General features: G+C 46.8%; 11 protein-coding genes. 6 read left to right on the forward strand and 5 right to left on the reverse strand.

All coding sequences use genetic code 11. The features are described 5' to 3' along the window. Positions 1–19: 19 nt before the first annotated feature. Positions 20–1,396 (reverse strand): MFS transporter, encoded by a 1,377-nt coding sequence (locus C6P39_RS15700; RefSeq protein WP_095171804.1) that lies wholly within the window; start codon positions 1,394–1,396, stop codon positions 20–22. A gap of 390 nt (positions 1,397–1,786) precedes the next feature. On the opposite strand from C6P39_RS15700, the gene C6P39_RS15705 reads away from it, so the two are divergent. After that, positions 1,787–3,232 carry a DEAD/DEAH box helicase gene (locus tag C6P39_RS15705; RefSeq protein WP_104805949.1) on the forward strand — a complete coding sequence of 482 codons (1,446 nt, stop codon included), beginning with the start codon at positions 1,787–1,789 and terminating at the stop codon, positions 3,230–3,232. A 39-nt stretch (positions 3,233–3,271) separates the two neighbouring features. After that, the gene (locus C6P39_RS15710; protein ID WP_330407081.1) at positions 3,272–6,598 is read left to right on the forward strand and encodes a hybrid sensor histidine kinase/response regulator; all 3,327 of its coding nucleotides are present in this window, start codon (positions 3,272–3,274) and stop codon (positions 6,596–6,598) included. Here the strand turns inward: C6P39_RS15710 and C6P39_RS15715 are convergent. Then, complete coding sequence (locus tag C6P39_RS15715) at positions 6,593–7,492, reverse strand: AraC family transcriptional regulator (protein ID WP_104804400.1); 900 nt, start codon at positions 7,490–7,492, stop codon at positions 6,593–6,595. The two genes, C6P39_RS15710 and C6P39_RS15715, sit on opposite strands and share 6 nt — an antisense overlap. Positions 7,493–7,608: 116 nt before the next feature. Here C6P39_RS15715 and C6P39_RS15720 point away from each other — a divergent pair, with 116 nt between their 5' ends. Continuing rightward, a complete protein-coding gene (locus tag C6P39_RS15720) occupies positions 7,609–8,244 on the forward strand; it encodes a sugar O-acetyltransferase (protein WP_104804401.1) in 636 nt (211 codons plus the stop codon). After that, positions 8,237–9,586 (forward strand): MATE family efflux transporter, encoded by a 1,350-nt coding sequence (locus tag C6P39_RS15725; RefSeq protein ID WP_104804402.1) that lies wholly within the window; start codon positions 8,237–8,239, stop codon positions 9,584–9,586. Before C6P39_RS15720 ends, C6P39_RS15725 begins: the two co-directional genes overlap by 8 nt. 84 nt (positions 9,587–9,670) lie before the next feature. On the opposite strand, the gene C6P39_RS15730 is transcribed toward C6P39_RS15725, so the two are convergent. Genes C6P39_RS15730 through C6P39_RS15740 form a run of 3 tightly spaced genes read right to left on the reverse strand, consistent with a single transcriptional unit; the run spans position 9,671 to position 13,381 of the window. After that, positions 9,671–10,954, reverse strand: a complete 1,284-nt coding sequence (locus C6P39_RS15730; protein ID WP_104804403.1) for a nickel pincer cofactor-dependent isomerase, group 22 — start codon at positions 10,952–10,954, stop codon at positions 9,671–9,673. Between the two features lie 21 nt (positions 10,955–10,975). Next, positions 10,976–12,340, reverse strand: a complete 1,365-nt coding sequence (locus tag C6P39_RS15735; protein ID WP_104804404.1) for a GntP family permease — start codon at positions 12,338–12,340, stop codon at positions 10,976–10,978. A 21-nt stretch (positions 12,341–12,361) separates the two neighbouring features. Then, on the reverse strand, positions 12,362–13,381 hold the full coding sequence (locus C6P39_RS15740) for a zinc-binding alcohol dehydrogenase family protein (protein ID WP_095171789.1): 1,020 nt from the start codon (positions 13,379–13,381) through the stop codon (positions 12,362–12,364). A 371-nt stretch (positions 13,382–13,752) separates the two neighbouring features. On the opposite strand from C6P39_RS15740, the gene C6P39_RS15745 reads away from it, so the two are divergent. Then, positions 13,753–14,409: a GntR family transcriptional regulator gene (locus C6P39_RS15745; protein ID WP_095171786.1), complete on the forward strand. Its 657-nt coding sequence runs from the start codon at positions 13,753–13,755 to the stop codon at positions 14,407–14,409. A 190-nt stretch (positions 14,410–14,599) separates the two neighbouring features. Next, positions 14,600–15,937, forward strand: coding sequence for a tagaturonate reductase (locus tag C6P39_RS15750; protein WP_104804405.1), 1,338 nt, complete (start codon positions 14,600–14,602; stop codon positions 15,935–15,937). The last annotated feature ends 7 nt before the right edge of the window (positions 15,938–15,944 follow it).

Below are 15,944 nucleotides of genomic sequence, written 5' to 3' on the forward strand. Positions count from 1 at the left end.
GCGCAAAATGTACTTTCTATTATTTACCTTGTTTCATCTTCTCAGCGTTTGCCTGGGCATATTTGGCGGCATCCTTGTCGCTGATCTTGTAAAAGAGCAGCATGATAACAGCAGCGGCCAGATAGATAAAACCGGGGAGCATGAAGGTAACACGCATGAAATTGGCAATCCATGTAACGCTTATTTCAAAAGCACCTCCGGAGACGAATCCGATGGCTGACAGCAGAGCCAGTCCAAGGGTGTTGCCAACGGTCATGCCAATCTTCATAGGCGGAGAGGCCAGGCCGGCGGCGATAGCGCGGGTATCTTTTCCGGTTTTATACAGGAAATATTCACCTGCATCCAGGAAGAGAACAACCATGTAAGGCATCCAGGTATAAGTTCCGGCCATCAGCAGAGACATAATGATAATGTAAGCGGTCAGATTCGGAACACCGTTTGGAGCCCCGAAAAATGATACCAGGATCAGAGCAAGGCTCATCATGGCAAATCCGGTCACACAGGACATTTTCTTTCCCAGTTTTGCCCCCAGTTTTGGCATTACCATGGCTGCCAGAAATCCTACAAAGGCATTGATCAAAGTGGCAAGGGTCATCTTCGTAAAATCGCCCACAACATAAATAAAATAATAGGTATAGTTAGCCTGGTAGGTGAACTGGGCAATGTAGAGGATGGTAAATACCAGGAAGAGGACCAGCATCTGAGGATTTTTAAGCAGCGTGCCGAACATATCACCGATGCCCACCTGATTGACGGAAGCGGTAGCCCCCACCGGGACATCCTTGCCGTCCGCACATTTGGCGATGGCTCCCAAAGCAAAAGGCATAGGGATCATGAATACGAAAGCCACGATAAAATAGTTCCAGTTTCCGAAAGGAAGAATCGTAACAAAAGTTGGAATGAAGGAACTGATGATGGTGATAACGGTGCTTTGGCGGGTCATATTGATGGTCATGGCATTTCGGTTGGCCATGTTGGGACCGGCAACGGCTGCAAGGACGCCGTAATATGCAGTCTGCAGAATGTTCATCAGACAGTTCAGGACCGTATAGGATACGGACAAGACTGCCACACGGACGATCATGGGGGCGGAACTGGTGTTGCAGACCTCAGCCATGATGGAAACTGCGAGGATCCAGCGGCCAAGATAGAGCCAGGACTGGTTCTTGCCGGTTCTGCCGATTTTTACTTTCTCGATGATCGCACCGGCAAACAGGCTGAAGCAGAAATCCAGCAGTTTTGCCACACCCAGTGCCAGCGCAAGAGTGCCTGCGGGAATTACCAGAACCTCGGTAGCAAATGTGTTCAGGTACATGAATCCAACCATGATTGCCAGGGTCAGCAAAGAATAACTTCCCATTGTCCAGATTTCTTTTTTACTGCTGGTTACTTCCATAGAGATCCCTCACTTTCTTTCGTATAGCGGATGCTGTTCGGCGTAAATGGCACACCTGTGAATGAGATAGGTTTATAAAATTTCACGAAATATTTTATAAAATCATTATAACGAAATGCAGATTTGATTGATACGTGCAAGCAATCCAATTTTATTGGAGGATTTGTCTGGAATTTTGGTTATGGAGTATGTATTTTTCAGCTTGAAAGTCAGGTAGAATTATGATATACGGGAGAGATTGGGCATTTAGAAGGGGAGGAGAATAATGTCTGGCAATTCCGCCTGTATTTTGTTAAAATAGATGTTGTGATGGGGCTTTCGCTGCCGTTCGCAAATATGGGCGGTGTCCACACAAGACGGGCGTCTGAGATAAAGAAAGGTAATAAAAGAATGAGAAACGAATTTAACCGATACGCACTTTCAGAAGAAATTCTGGAGGCACTGAAGGGGCTGGGATACAAAGAACCCACAAGTATACAGCGGGAGGTCATTTTACCCATGCTTGCGGGAAAAAATGTAGTGGTGAAAGCACCTACAGGCAGCGGGAAGACAGCGGCATTTGCCATACCGATCTGTGAAGGCGTCCGGTGGGAAGAGAATGCGCCCCAGGCACTGGTGCTGGAACCTACCAGGGAGCTGGCAGTCCAGGTCAGTGAGGAGATGTTCCATATAGGCAGAAAAAAGCGTTTGAAAGTACCCGCAGTATTCGGCGGATTCCCTATTGACAAGCAGATCCAGACACTGCGGCAGAAATCTCATATTGTGACAGGTACACCGGGCCGTATTATGGACCATCTGGGCAGAGAGAGCCTGAAGCTGGATAAGGTAAAATGGCTGGTCATTGACGAAGCGGACTTGATGCTGGACATGGGATTTATTGAGGAAGTGAAAAACATTCTTTCCCTGGTTCCTGAAAACAGCAGGATATGCCTGTTTTCCGCCACGCTGAGACCGGAGATACAGGAATTGGCCAATGAATATATTCCGGATAACATACTTGTGCTGCAGGAGCCGACAGATGAACAGGCGGCAGCCATTACGGAAAAGTTATATTTTACGGACCAGGAGAATAAATACAATGCTTTTCTTAGGGTCCTCACGGATGAGGATCCTCAAAGCTGTATGATCTTCTGCGGGACCAGGGAGATGACCAATGTCCTGTTTCAGAAGCTGCGCAGAAGACGGATATTTTGCGGGATGCTGCACGGTGAGATGGAGCAGAGGGAACGGCTGAAGACCGTGGATGCGTTCAGGAGAGGCTGTTTTCGGTTCCTGATCGCAACAGATGTGGCGGCAAGAGGGATTGATTTTGAGCAGATCACGCATGTGGTGAATTATGATTTTCCCACGGGAAAGGAAACCTATGTCCACCGGATCGGAAGGACAGGGAGAAACGGAAAATGCGGTACAGCAGTGAGCCTGGTAACAGAGGAAGACAAAAAGATGTTGGCGCAGGTGGAGGAATTTGTGGGACGGAAGCTGCCTTGCATGGAACTTCCGGCTGCGGATGAAGAGAAGGAAAAGGCATTCTGGAAATCCCAGCGCATTAAAATAGAAGCAAAGCCCAAAAAAGGGGCAGCATTAAACCGGGGTATTACCCGTCTGTCCATCGGCGGCGGACGGAAATCAAAAATGCGGGCAGGCGATATTGTAGGGACTATCTGCAGCATAGAAGGACTGGAAGCCTCTGATATAGGCATTGTGGATATCAGGGACAGCTTAAGCTATGTGGAAGTGTTGAATGATAAAGGGAATCAGGTAATAGAGTGTCTCCGGACAAAACCCATAAAGGGAAAGGTTCGTAAAGTCAGGAGAACGAAGGGGCAGAGGGATTAGGCTTGAGCCAAGGGATTCGGGAAAGCAGGTTGAATGGGCATGAGATTAAGAGCAGAGATGGGATACGAACAACGGATCGAGGAAGTAAAAAAAATGGCAGGGCTCATCATGCATAAGCATTACTGCGAACATGATGCAGAATGGATCACTTCTCATTTTGCGCCTCAGTTTTCCTGGCTGGGGACAGGGGAGGCGGAATATCTGTCCGGGCGGGAAGCCTGTGTGAACCAGTTTATTCAGTTCAGAGATCTTATTCCGGATTGTATCATACGGGATGAAGAGTATGACGTGATATGTCCCAATGAGGATATGTATGTGGTAATGGGCAGGATGTGGATCGCCACAGACCAGAGTGTGGAGATGTATTTGAAGGTACATCAGAGAGTGACTTTTGTATTTCAGGATACGGAAATGGGTCTGAAGTGCTGCCACATCCACTGTTCCAACCCTTACCAGGAGATGATGGACGGGGAGCATTTTCCTGACAGGATCGGCAGGCAGTCCTATGAGTATGTGCAGGAACGGCTGGAAGCACTGGAGGAGGAGATCAAACAGCGAAACAGACAATTGGAGGTTATCATGTCCTCCATAGCGGGAGGTTTGAAGATCAGCAATGATGATGACACCTATTCTTTTGCATTTGTCAGCAAAGAGGCAGCAGCGCTGTTCGGTTATACCGTGGAGGAATTTATGGAAGTTACAGGCGGCAGTGCAGTGGGCACTGTGTATCCTCCGGATTTACCTAAGGCATTGGCTGACTGTGAAGAAGCTTTCCGGGACGGAAATCTTACATATTCCACCCGCTACCGGGTGCGCTGCAGGGACGGCAGTCTGAAATGGGTCATTGACAGTGGAAAAAAGGCACAGGATGTGGACGGCAACTGGATGGTGAACAGTCTGTATCTGGATGTCACCCGCTCGGAGGAGGATGCGCAGCGGCTGAGAGAGCAGACACAGCTTCTCACAAGCATCTACGATACAGTTCCCTGCGGCATTATCCGCTTTATGGAGTGCCGGGATGGAAAGTACCGGCTTATTTCCCTGAATAAAGCAGCTCTTTCTCTGATGGGATACGGCAGTATGGAGGAAGGTCTGCATGATTGGAGGGAGGGCGTCATGGGGGCAGTGGTGCCGGAAGACAGAAAGGTCATCCAGGACACCTATCATAAAATGACATGCCGGGGAGATTTTCAGGAGCTGGAATACCGGGTACAGTGGAAGGACGGCTCTATCCATTGGCTGAACGGAACCAGCATGGTGGTGGATTTTACACCGGACGGGGAAAAGATCCTTCAGAGGACAGTGGTGGATATCACCCAGAGGAAGGTGCTTCAGGAGCGCCTGGACAGAGAACAGGAAATGTACCGGGTTGCCATGGAGGCCGGCTCATCTGTCATGTTTGAATATCTTATTGATGAGGATGTATTCATCAGCTATGAACCCAGAAAAGGAAAGGGCGTGCTGCGGCATGAACTGCGGGATTACTCCAAAAGACTGTTGAAAGACCAGCTTGTGCATCCGGACGATGTTCCCACAGTGATAGATAATATCTGCAACGGGCGTACAGAAGTGTTTGAGATGCGCTGTTCCGTTCCGGACGGGATAAAAGGACAGTATTTCTGGTACAGGGCTAACAGCAGGCTTATGATGGAAAATGGAAAACCCAGCCGGGTGGTGGGGGCGCTCCACGATATCCACAGCATGAAAGCAAAACTTTCGGAGAGCAGCGAACGCCTGTATATGAGCCAGTCCGCGCTTCAGGCGATCAATGATGTGTATGTGAGTATATTCTATGTGGACCTGCTAAAAGACAGTTATTACGCGGTGCGTCTCCCGGAGGCGGACAAAGGTTTGAATCTGCCCCGGACGGGCAGATATTCTTCCGTGCTTCGCAGCCATATCCTGGAGGATGTGGATAGTAAGGATTTGGATAAGATGGCTGATATCTGCAGCAGGGAGAGGCTTCTTGGGGAACTGACAGGCAAAAAGGAACATCTGGAGGTGGAGTTCAGGCACAGGGATTCTGTCCTGTGGCTGAGAATGGAAATCCATCTGACGGCAGCGGACAACGGCAGGCCTAAGACGATCATCATAGCCTTCCGCAATATCAGTGAGGAAAAACAAAAAGAACTGGAATATTACGAGGAGGAGAAAAAGGCAAAGCGCGCTCTGGAGGAGGCATACGATTCGGTGAACCGGGCGAATCAGGCGAAATCGGATTTCTTATCCAGAATGAGCCATGATATCAGGACACCGATGAACGCCATCATGGGCATGACAGCCATAGCGGAAAAAAGCCTGGGGGATAAGGAAAAGACCGCGGACTGCCTGGAAAAGATCAATCTCTCAGGCGTACACCTGCTGGAGCTGATCAATGAAGTGCTGGATATGTCTAAGATTGAGTCGGGAAATGTGAGTCTGAGTGAGGATGCATTCTGCCTCAGGGATGTTTTGAAGGATGCCTCTCAGATCATCCGGCCGGATGCAGACGGGAAGAAGCAGCATCTGTCTGTAAATGTAAAAGAGGTGGAGCATGACTCCGTATACGGAGACCCGGTCAGAATCCGGCAGATCCTCCTCAATCTGCTGTCCAACGCAGTGAAATATACCCATGAAAACGGGCATATTGCCGTTTATCTGGAAGAGAAGCTTTCCAGTGAGGGCGGAGTGGGATGTTTTGAATTTATTGTGGAGGATGACGGTATCGGCATGTCTGAAAATTTTCAGAAGAAGCTGTTTCTGCCTTTTGAGCGGGCAGAGGATTCACGGGTGAGCCATATACAGGGAACCGGCCTGGGACTTGCCATTACCCGGAATCTGGTGCAGATGATGAACGGCACGATCACGGTCAAGAGCCGGTTGGATCAGGGGACCAGATTTATTGTGACCATATATTTAAAGCTTGCTCAGGCTGGGGAGGTCCCTGTGGAGCAAAGGTCTGTGAAGGGCTCCGGCCCATCTGATACATTTCCACCGGATACCTGTGTGCTTCTCGCTGAAGATAATGTTCTCAATCAGGAGATCGTCCGTGAGCTGCTGGAGCTTTCCGGTATCAAAACAGTGTGTACGTCCAATGGCCGGGAGGCGGTGGAACGGTTTCTGGCCGACCCGCCGGGAACTTATGCCCTGATCCTCATGGATATTCAAATGCCGGTGCTGGACGGATATGGGGCAGCCAGAGCTATCCGCAGGCTGGGAAAGACGGGACAGAGGCCTGATGCGGCAGATATCCCCATAATTGCCCTTACAGCCAACGCTTTTGCTGATGACGCCTACCAGGCGAAGCAGGCGGGGATGGATGAACATGTGACAAAACCGCTGGAGATTGGGCATCTGCTGAAGATCATGAAGAGATGGATATCATGATCCAAACCCGTTTGCCTGGCGGATCCGGTAGTGGCTGGGCGTGCAGCCCTTATGCTGCCGGAAAAGCTCAGCGTAGTAGCTGGGGCTTTGAAATCCGCAGGACAGGGCGATCTCTGTGATGTTCATGGAAGTATCCGTCAGAAGCCGCATACTGACTTCCAGGCGATAGGCATTTAGGAAATCAATAGGTGTTTTGTTCAGATATTTTTTAAAGATCCTGCAGCACTTGCTGCGGCAAGTATTGCCCGCAGCAGCAATGTCATTGAGGGACAGCTTCATGGCATAGTTCTTGTATATGAAGGATACCATGTTTCGCTGTACAGACAGATCTTCCTCAAAAACAGTGCTGCAGGACAGCAGCTCCGGACGTAATAGACGGTAAAGCTCCACCCAGGCCGCTGTGAGCCGGCTGATCATCATCAGCTCATATCCCCCATATTGTCCGCGGCAGTCTTCACATGCCGCATCGAAGAGACGGATGATCTCCGCCTCAGCGGGATTGTCTGCACGGAGATAAATATAAGGAAGATTGGGATGTCCGGCGATGGGCTGGATGAACTTTTCCGTAAGCTCAGGGTTCGTGCACAGCAGATGAAGGCGAAAGACAATACACGCAAAATAGCAGTCCGTTTTATCTTCTGAAAAACCATAGTGCATCTGCCTGGCGTTTACGATCAGGGCATCCTTTTCGCTGATCTGCAGTTTTTCCCCATTTACATAATAGACCATATGCCCTTTCAGGGCTTTCACATACTCGATATCCTCATGCCAGTGGCAGAGAGCTTCCATGTTGGTGTAGGAGGACAGCCATCGTTCTTTCAGGTACACAGGAATATTCGGGTTATTGTAGTGGACAATTTCCGAGGCATCTTTTAAAATACTTACTCCGTTCATAAAATCCTCCTCCTTAGATACGATTGTTATGATATAAAGGCATATTTTGATAGAATATACCGGATTAATACACTATTATTATACATGAAAATACTTGTTTGTGAAGGAGCAAAGAGATGGATAATATTACACGCAGGGATGCCGGGCTTCCCTACATATCAGATGATGCGGTATTTGACCAGCAGAAGATCACAAGAAGACTTTTGAGAGAGTTTAATACCACAGACCCCTCAGATTTTGAGACCCTGGGCAGGCTGGCGGGCAGGATCGTGAGCAGTCCGGAGGAGAATGTTTCTATCATGCCGCCGTTTTACTGTGATTATGGGTTTCATATCCATGTGGGAAGGGGATTTTTTGCAAATTATAATTGTACCATACTGGATGTGGCAACAGTGACCATAGGGGAAAATGTTTTATTTGCGCCTAATGTGTCTATCTATACCGCAGGGCACCCCGTACATCCTGTGTCCAGGCAGTCGGGATATGAGTATGGGATCCCTGTGACCATCGGCGACAATGTATGGGTTGGGGGAAATGTGATCATCACCCCGGGTGTGACCATTGGAGACAATGTGGTGATCGGCGCGGGCAGCGTGGTGACAAAAGATATACCCGCCAATGTGGTGGCAGCGGGAAATCCCTGCCGTGTTATCCGTAAGATAACGGAGGAAGATAAAAAATACTATTATAAAGACAGAGAATTTGACCCGGAATCCTGGGCGGTGATAGAGGCAATGGAAAAAGGTGAGTGATAAGAAGATTTTTTATAAAAAGCTGTTTACCCTGGTCCTGCCTATTGCGTTCCAGAATTTTATGACAGCGGCTGTGAGCGCCTCCGATGCCATTATGCTGGGCGTGATCAGCCAGGAGGCGTTGTCTGCAGTCTCCCTGGCAGGGCAGATACAGTTTGTCCTAAGCCTGTTTTTGGCAGCTCTGACCATTGGCACTACGATTCTGGCAGCTCAGTATTGGGGAAAAGGGGATAAGGTGTCTGTGGAGAAGATCCTTGCCATCGCGCTGAAATTCTCCTCCGTTATATCCCTGGTATTCTTTTTGGGAACCTTGTTTATACCGGAAACGCTTATGCGGATTTTTACCCCGGACGCAGACCTGATCAGACAGGGCGCCCAGTATCTGCGGATCGTGGGAGTATCTTATCTGCTGATGGGGATTTCCCAGATTTATCTGTGTATCATGAAAAACAGCGGATATACCTTGAAGAGCACGGTGATAGGCTCTGTCTCCATGGTGACGAATATTGTGCTGAACGGGGTTTTTATTTTCGGCGTATGGAAAATTCCAGCCATGGGGATTGCCGGAGCTGCGCTGGCAACCGTGCTTTCCAGAGTGCTGGATCTTATCTGGGCGTTTCTGGAATCCATGCGGCGTGGCCGGATAAAGCTGCATGTGAAATATGTGTTTCGCGCTGACCGGGATTTGAGACGGGATTTCTTTCACTATACCCTCCCGGTACTTGGAAATGAGCTGATATGGGGATGCGGATTTACCATGTATTCGGTCATCATGGGACATCTTGGCAGTGATGCGGTGGCAGCCAACTCCATTGCCAATATTGTGAAAAACCTGATAGCCTGCCTGTGTCTTGGCCTTGCCAGCGGCGGCGGGATCATTGTGGGAAATGAACTGGGAAAGGGAAATCTGTCCGGCGCAAAGGATTATGGGAACAGGCTGTGCCGGCTCTCCATTGTTCTGGGTGCCCTGTCAGGCATTCTGCTTCTGGGATTAAGCCCTTTGATTCTGGGCTTTTCCAATTTGAGTCCAACTGCCCACGGATATTTGAGGGGAATGCTTGTGATGTGTTCTTACTATATGATAGGAAAGTCCGTGAATTCCACTGTGATCGCAGGCATTTTCTGTGCGGGAGGGGATTCCAAGTTCGGACTTTTTTGTGACGCGGTCACCATGTGGGCAGTGACAGTGCCTCTTGGGCTGCTGACGGCTTTTTATTTCAAGATACCCATTCTGGCCGTGTATTTTATCATCAATTTGGATGAGATCGTAAAGCTTCCGGCGGTGTATATGCATTATAAAAAATATAACTGGGTCAGGGATATTACCAGAGACAGCCAATAAGAAAAGATGCCGGCCGGGATAGATTTCCGGTCGGCATCTTTTCTTTCTTCCGGCTTTTCAGGTGGAGCCGGGAGGGTATTTCATTTACCAAAGGTTTCCGTCCTCATCAAAAGGAAGATACTCCGGTTCACTTTCGATTATCAGGTTCGGGTTGTTTTTGGCCTCTTCATAGTAGGATTCCGACAGCATAATATGTTCTATGTGAAGGCTGTTTGGTATCCGTACAACCTGGGGATTCTTTTTATCAATCTCATTACAGGTTCTTATACAGACCTGGATCGCTTCCTTATCACTCTCCATCACAATGGGGATGCGTACACCGCCTAAAACGGTGCATGTGATCGCATTCGGGTACATGGAAGATAGATCAAGCTGGTTGAATACACGCTTGGTGGTTGCGCTGGAATATCCCAGTCCAATACCGTTTCCATGTGTTTCAGGGCTTAGATCCAAAACGCATACCCGCTGGGATTTGATCCCGCCTGTTGCATATGGGGTACAGAAGGTTCCGGTAATGTTAGGGTCCATGCCGTCTCCGCTGAAATTCTTTCCAATCCGGTCAACCACTAATACATCACATGCATCAACCAGGATCCTTGGCATGTTTGCAAAGGCTTCCTGCAGAAGAGGCGGTTCTTTTTCAATGATCTCCTCCGCATTTACGGCTGTGATCTTACAGGTTTCATCATAGGCATTTTCAATCGTTGGAACTGCAAATAAAATAGGAGCATTTTTAATGATCGCGCGGCCGAACATGGGGACATATTTTGCCATGTTTTTAAATCCCGCTTCGTGGCAGACTTCAGCGCCATGCTGTTTTCCAAGACCAATGGCCATCATTTTCATGATCCCGCTCTCGTATGGTCCGCGAAATGCCGTATGGGGTTTGATGCGGCATCCTAAGATTATGCCGTCGGATTCCGCAGCATTTTTATCAATGAATACATCCATGCCTTCCTCATTCACCCCTATTTTTTTGACTTCCATGGAAGAAATGATAGGACACCCCACATAGTCTTCCGTGATGCCGTAGCCTTCTAAGATTGCCCGCTGGCCGTCGGCGGTGGCGCCTCCATGGCTGCCCATGGCAGGAACAATAAATGGATGTGCGCCTTTTGATCTGACAAAATCAGCAATGCATTTAGTTGTGAGCGCTACATTTGCGATGCCGCGGGAACCGGCAGTGATGGCAATGTGCATCCCCGGCTTTACTTTGGAGGAGAACTTTTCCTCGGAAAGCAGAGTGTGTATTATTTGGGGGATTTCTTCCGGCTTAATCTGTGGCCGGGGAAATACCTGTTTTACTTTAAACATTTTAGGTATTGTTTGGTCACTGACCAGGTTTGCTACAAAGGGTCTTTCTCTCATGATTGGAACCTCCTGTTGTCATTAAAATATTATCATATATCCGCCGGCTGCGATCAATAGTAAAATAAGGAAGAAAACGGATTCTAACATTTCAGATACGGTATATGTCTTAATGCCTCCTTTGATAGACAGCCCGCTGATGTTTGTTACGATCCAGAATCCGCTGTCGTTTACGGTTGCTCCGAAAAGGGTCCCGGATAAACAGGCCATTGCCACAAATACAGGCGGCAGTGCAATAGAGGCAGCTACGCCGGACATAATGGTCATACTGGTAAGGGCAGATACCGTGCCGGACCCAGTCACCTGTTTGATCAGCAGACCAACCAGATAGGACAAGATCAGAACAATAAATACATTATGTGCAAATCCGCTTACAATATCGGCAATGGCATCACTGACACCTGTAATTGTAATAATGTTAGAGAAGGCACCGCCTGCACCTGTGATCAGGAATACGATTCCCGCAGAAGAAAGCGAGTCAGTGGCAGCCTTTTCCGCCTTTTCTTTGCCCATGCATTTTACACCGATCAGATAAGCGGCAATAGCGCCTGCTAACAGGGCAACTGTTTTATCACCTAAGAAAAGAAAAATACTTGGCTGTGCGTCACCCATGGCGCTGTTTGTAACCGTGTTTAAAAGAATCAAAATTATGGGTACAAAAATAGGCAGCAAAGCAAAGCCGAAAGACGGCGGTGTGATAGAACTGTCTTCCTGGGCATCAATATGGACACCTGCGGAAGATTCGTCGGTTTCAGGATTCCAGAAGGTGGTCTTTGTGTCTAAAAATTTTGTATAGATAAATATAACAAGGAATACGCCGATCAACCCGAAAACCGTGCCAAAGGCGATCATGATACCGGTATCAAATCCGAAAATCTCGCCTGCAGCTAAAGGGGCCGGTGTAGGAGGCACCATGGTGTGGGCAGCAGCAGCCCCGATCGTGATAGCCCCCACAATATGTGCAATGGATTTATTGATCTCTTTCATCAGGGCAATGCCAATGGGAATCAGAATGACAAAAGTTACATCGAAATATACCGGGATGGCTAAAATAAAAGCAGCCAGACCGATGGCATATATGGCTTTTGTTTTTGGAAATGCTTTTACGATTTTAGATGCAATGATCTGAGCACCGCCGGACCTGCTCACAAGCTCACCCAGAATAATGCCGAAACCGATAGGAAGTCCCATGCCTTTCAGCATATTGCCAAAGCCCACGTTTATACCGTCTATGGTCTCAACCAGGGAGATGCCGGATAAAGCGCCCATTAAAATACTTCCTAATACTAATGAAATGGCTGCGTTCAATTTAACCTTCAGAATTAAAAATAAAATAACGATCATGGAAATGATCAAAGACATAAATAACCATGCGGAATGTGACATAACAAATACCTCCGTTTGTTTTTAGAATTCAAAAATGACTTTTAACATGGACGCCGCATTCTGATCAAAATCAGCAAAAGCAGCGGCCGCATCATCAAATTTGTATGTATTGGTGACAATTTTATCAAGGTCAACCCTTCCCTCTTTAACAAGGTCGATCAACTGTAAGAAATCTTTTTTCAGGGCATTTCTGGAACCGAAAATGTTAAGCTCTTTTTTCTGGATCAAAGTAAAGTTGAAATCCAGATTTTGTTTCCCCACACCGATCAAGACAACACGCCCGCCAAAGGCAGCGGCATCAATACAGTTCTGGAACGTAGAGGGAAGACCAACCGCCTCAATTGCCACGTCAAATCCATTTCCATCTGTGGCTTCCCTGACCTTGTCCATAAAAGTATCCGGATCATCGTTTAATAAGATGTGGTCGATGCCGAAAGTCTCCTGAGCGTATGCGAGTTTTTTGGGGGCTACGTCACAGATGGTAACCTCAGCGCCCAGGGACTTTGCCGCTACGGCTGCCAGAACGCCGATCGTGCCGGCGCCGATAATGAGAACCTTATCGCCTTTTGTTGTGTTTGCTCTTGTCACACCATGGTAACTGATGCAGAAAGGTTCGATCAGTGCCAGTGTCTTTGGTGAAAGGCCCTTGCCATCATATATTCTTTCAATTGGCATTGTAATATATTCTGCGAAAGCGCCTTCTCTCTGAACTCCCATAGTCTGGTTCGTGGTGCAGCAGTTCACCAGGCCTCTTTGACAGGAGTAGCATTGGGTACAGTTGAAATATGGGTTACAGGTTACTATCATTCCCTTTTCCAGACCTCTGTCATTCGGCTCGATTTCTATGATCTCAGCTGAAAATTCGTGGCCCGGTGTTCTTGGGTAAGAAAAATAGGCAAAAGTACCACGGTAAGAACCTAAATCGCTGCCGCAGATGCCGCCGTATAATACTTTTAACAGGGCTTCGCCCCTTTTGGGCACTGGCATAGGAAGTTCTTTAATAGAGACTTGTCCGGGGTTGTCAATAAACATTGCTTTCATAATTGTTGTTCCTCCAAAAATGTTATAGGAAATTGCTTGTTGTATACAAGAGATAATAGGGTAAGGTGGGGGAAATGTCAATAGAAAAAAGATAAAAATGCAGTATAAATCAATAAATTGTCAACTATACACAAATAAACACATGATGAAATGTGCAATATGGCCAAAAATAGAAAATGCCTTCGGATTAATATAGCTGATAATGTATACAACGATGAAAAAACTAAGAATGGATAGGCTTTTCAATCTCACCTGAATGTGGTAAAATATGTAACAGGTTATGAATTGGGAGAGTGTAAAAACTGCAGCGATTAAGAGACCAATCCGCTGCAAAAGTGATCATACGGAAATAACCTCAGAAAGGCGGCAATATGCAAAAAGAGAGTTTAAAACAACAGGCATATAATGCCATAAAAGCAAAAATATTAAATTGTGAATATGCACCGAATACTTTTATCAATGAAGAATTGCTGCGGGAGGAGGTATCGGCCAGCAGGACGCCGGTGCGGGATGCCATCAGCAGACTGGAGCAGGAAGGCCTGGTAAAAATTCTTCCCAAGAAAGGGATCATGGTTTCTGACTTGTCCCTGAGTCAGATCAATATGATATATGAGACAAGGCTTATGCTGGAGCCATATGCCATCTCCCACTATGGAAACCGGATAGAGCAGGACATCTACATGAATTATTATCAGGATTATCAGGCATATTTAAAGGGCGGAGATCTCCCTTATTCCTATGATGATATGGATGATCTTTTTCATCAGATGTTCATGGACGCCACATCCAATATTTATTTTTTGAAAACCTATGAGCTGATCAACAGCCAGATAAAACGAATGCGGATCATGAGCGGAGAGTGTTCCGAAAAGCGCCGCAAAGAAACCATTCAGGAACATTTAAAGATTACAAAATGTGCGCTGAAACAGGATTGGGACGGCGCGGCTGACGCCATGAATGAGCATCTGCATTATTCTAAGAATGCCATATTTGATTTATTGTTTAAAGGAAATGACTGGTCTTTATAAATAGGAAGACCGGTCATTTCCTTTTTTATGAAATCCGCACAAAAAGAAAAAACATTTTTTATGGAAAGGCACGAAAGTAAAAAAATATATAATATGTTGTATACAACATGGGATATATGAAGTATAATAGGGGAAACCGAAAAGGAAATTGTTTGTTGTAAATAAGATATGACCGAAAGGGGCTTCTGTTATGCGTACACAGAGGAAAGAAACAGTAATACAGTTTGGAGAAGGAGGATTTCTCCGTGGATTCGTAGATTATTTTTTTCAGAAATTAAAAGAAAAAGATATGTTTGACGGTTCCGTTGTGGTGGTACAGCCAATAGAAAAAGGTATGATTGAAGAATTGAAGAAACAAGATTGTAGGTATCATCTCTTTTTAAGAGGGATTGATAAGGGAAGAGTCGTGGATGAGCACACGCATATTGATATTATATCCAGATGTATCAACCCTTATACAGAACACGAAGCGTATGAAGCGTTGGCCAAAAACCCTGACTTCCGATTTATTGTATCGAATACAACGGAGGCGGGCATTGAGTTTGTCCCGGACAACAGACCGGATGATAAGCCGGCAAAATCTTTTCCGGGCAAGCTGACCCAATTATTGTACAGACGTTTTTTACTGGGCTTAAAAGGGTTTATCATTTTATCTTGTGAACTGATCGACCATAACGGGGAAGAATTGAAAAAATGCTGTATGCAGTATGCGGATCTGTGGGGGTTTGGAGAAGATTTTAAGAACTGGATGGAGAAAGAGAATGATTTCTGTTCCACATTAGTTGACCGTATCGTGACCGGATTTCCGAGGGACGAGCATAAGGCTTTGTGTGAAAGGATCAAAGAGCAGGACAATATGATGGATACGGCGGAGATCTTTCATCTGTGGGTTATCCAGGGAAACCACGAGGACGAGCTGCCGCTTTTGAAGGCCGGTTATAATGTCATCTGGACAGACAATGTAGATCCCTATAAAAAGAGAAAGGTCAGAATTTTAAATGGTGCCCATACATCTATGGTGCTGGGAGCATATCTCTATGGTCTGGAGACAGTAGGGGAATGCCTGAAAGATGAAAAAGTATCCGCACTTCTCAAAAAATGTATTTTTGAGGAGATCATTCCTACTATCGGGGATTCACAGGACAACAGAAACTTCGGGCAGGCAGTTTTAGAGCGCTTTGCAAATCCGTTTATCAGGCATTTGCTTTTATCCATTGCTTTAAACTCTGTGTCCAAGTTTAAGGCAAGAGTCCTGCCTACGATCCTGGAATATAAAGAAAAATACGGCACCTACCCCCAGGGGCTTACTTTTTCATTTGCTGCCCTCATAGCATTTTACCACACAGATGCGGCAAACGACGGGGAAGAAATCCTGGCATTTATGAAAGAGGCTTCTGTTGCTGACGTTTTAAAGAAGGAAGAGTATTGGGGACAGGATCTAAGTCCAATGCTGGAGGCGGTTCAGAAATGGTATGACTGTATTGAGACAGAGGGTATGGAGAACGCTTACAGCGCTGTACTGGGGTAAAGGAGAG

Source organism: Blautia marasmi, from assembly GCF_900258535.1.
In the GTDB taxonomy this organism is placed as follows: Bacteria; Bacillota; Clostridia; order Lachnospirales; family Lachnospiraceae; genus Blautia; species Blautia hominis.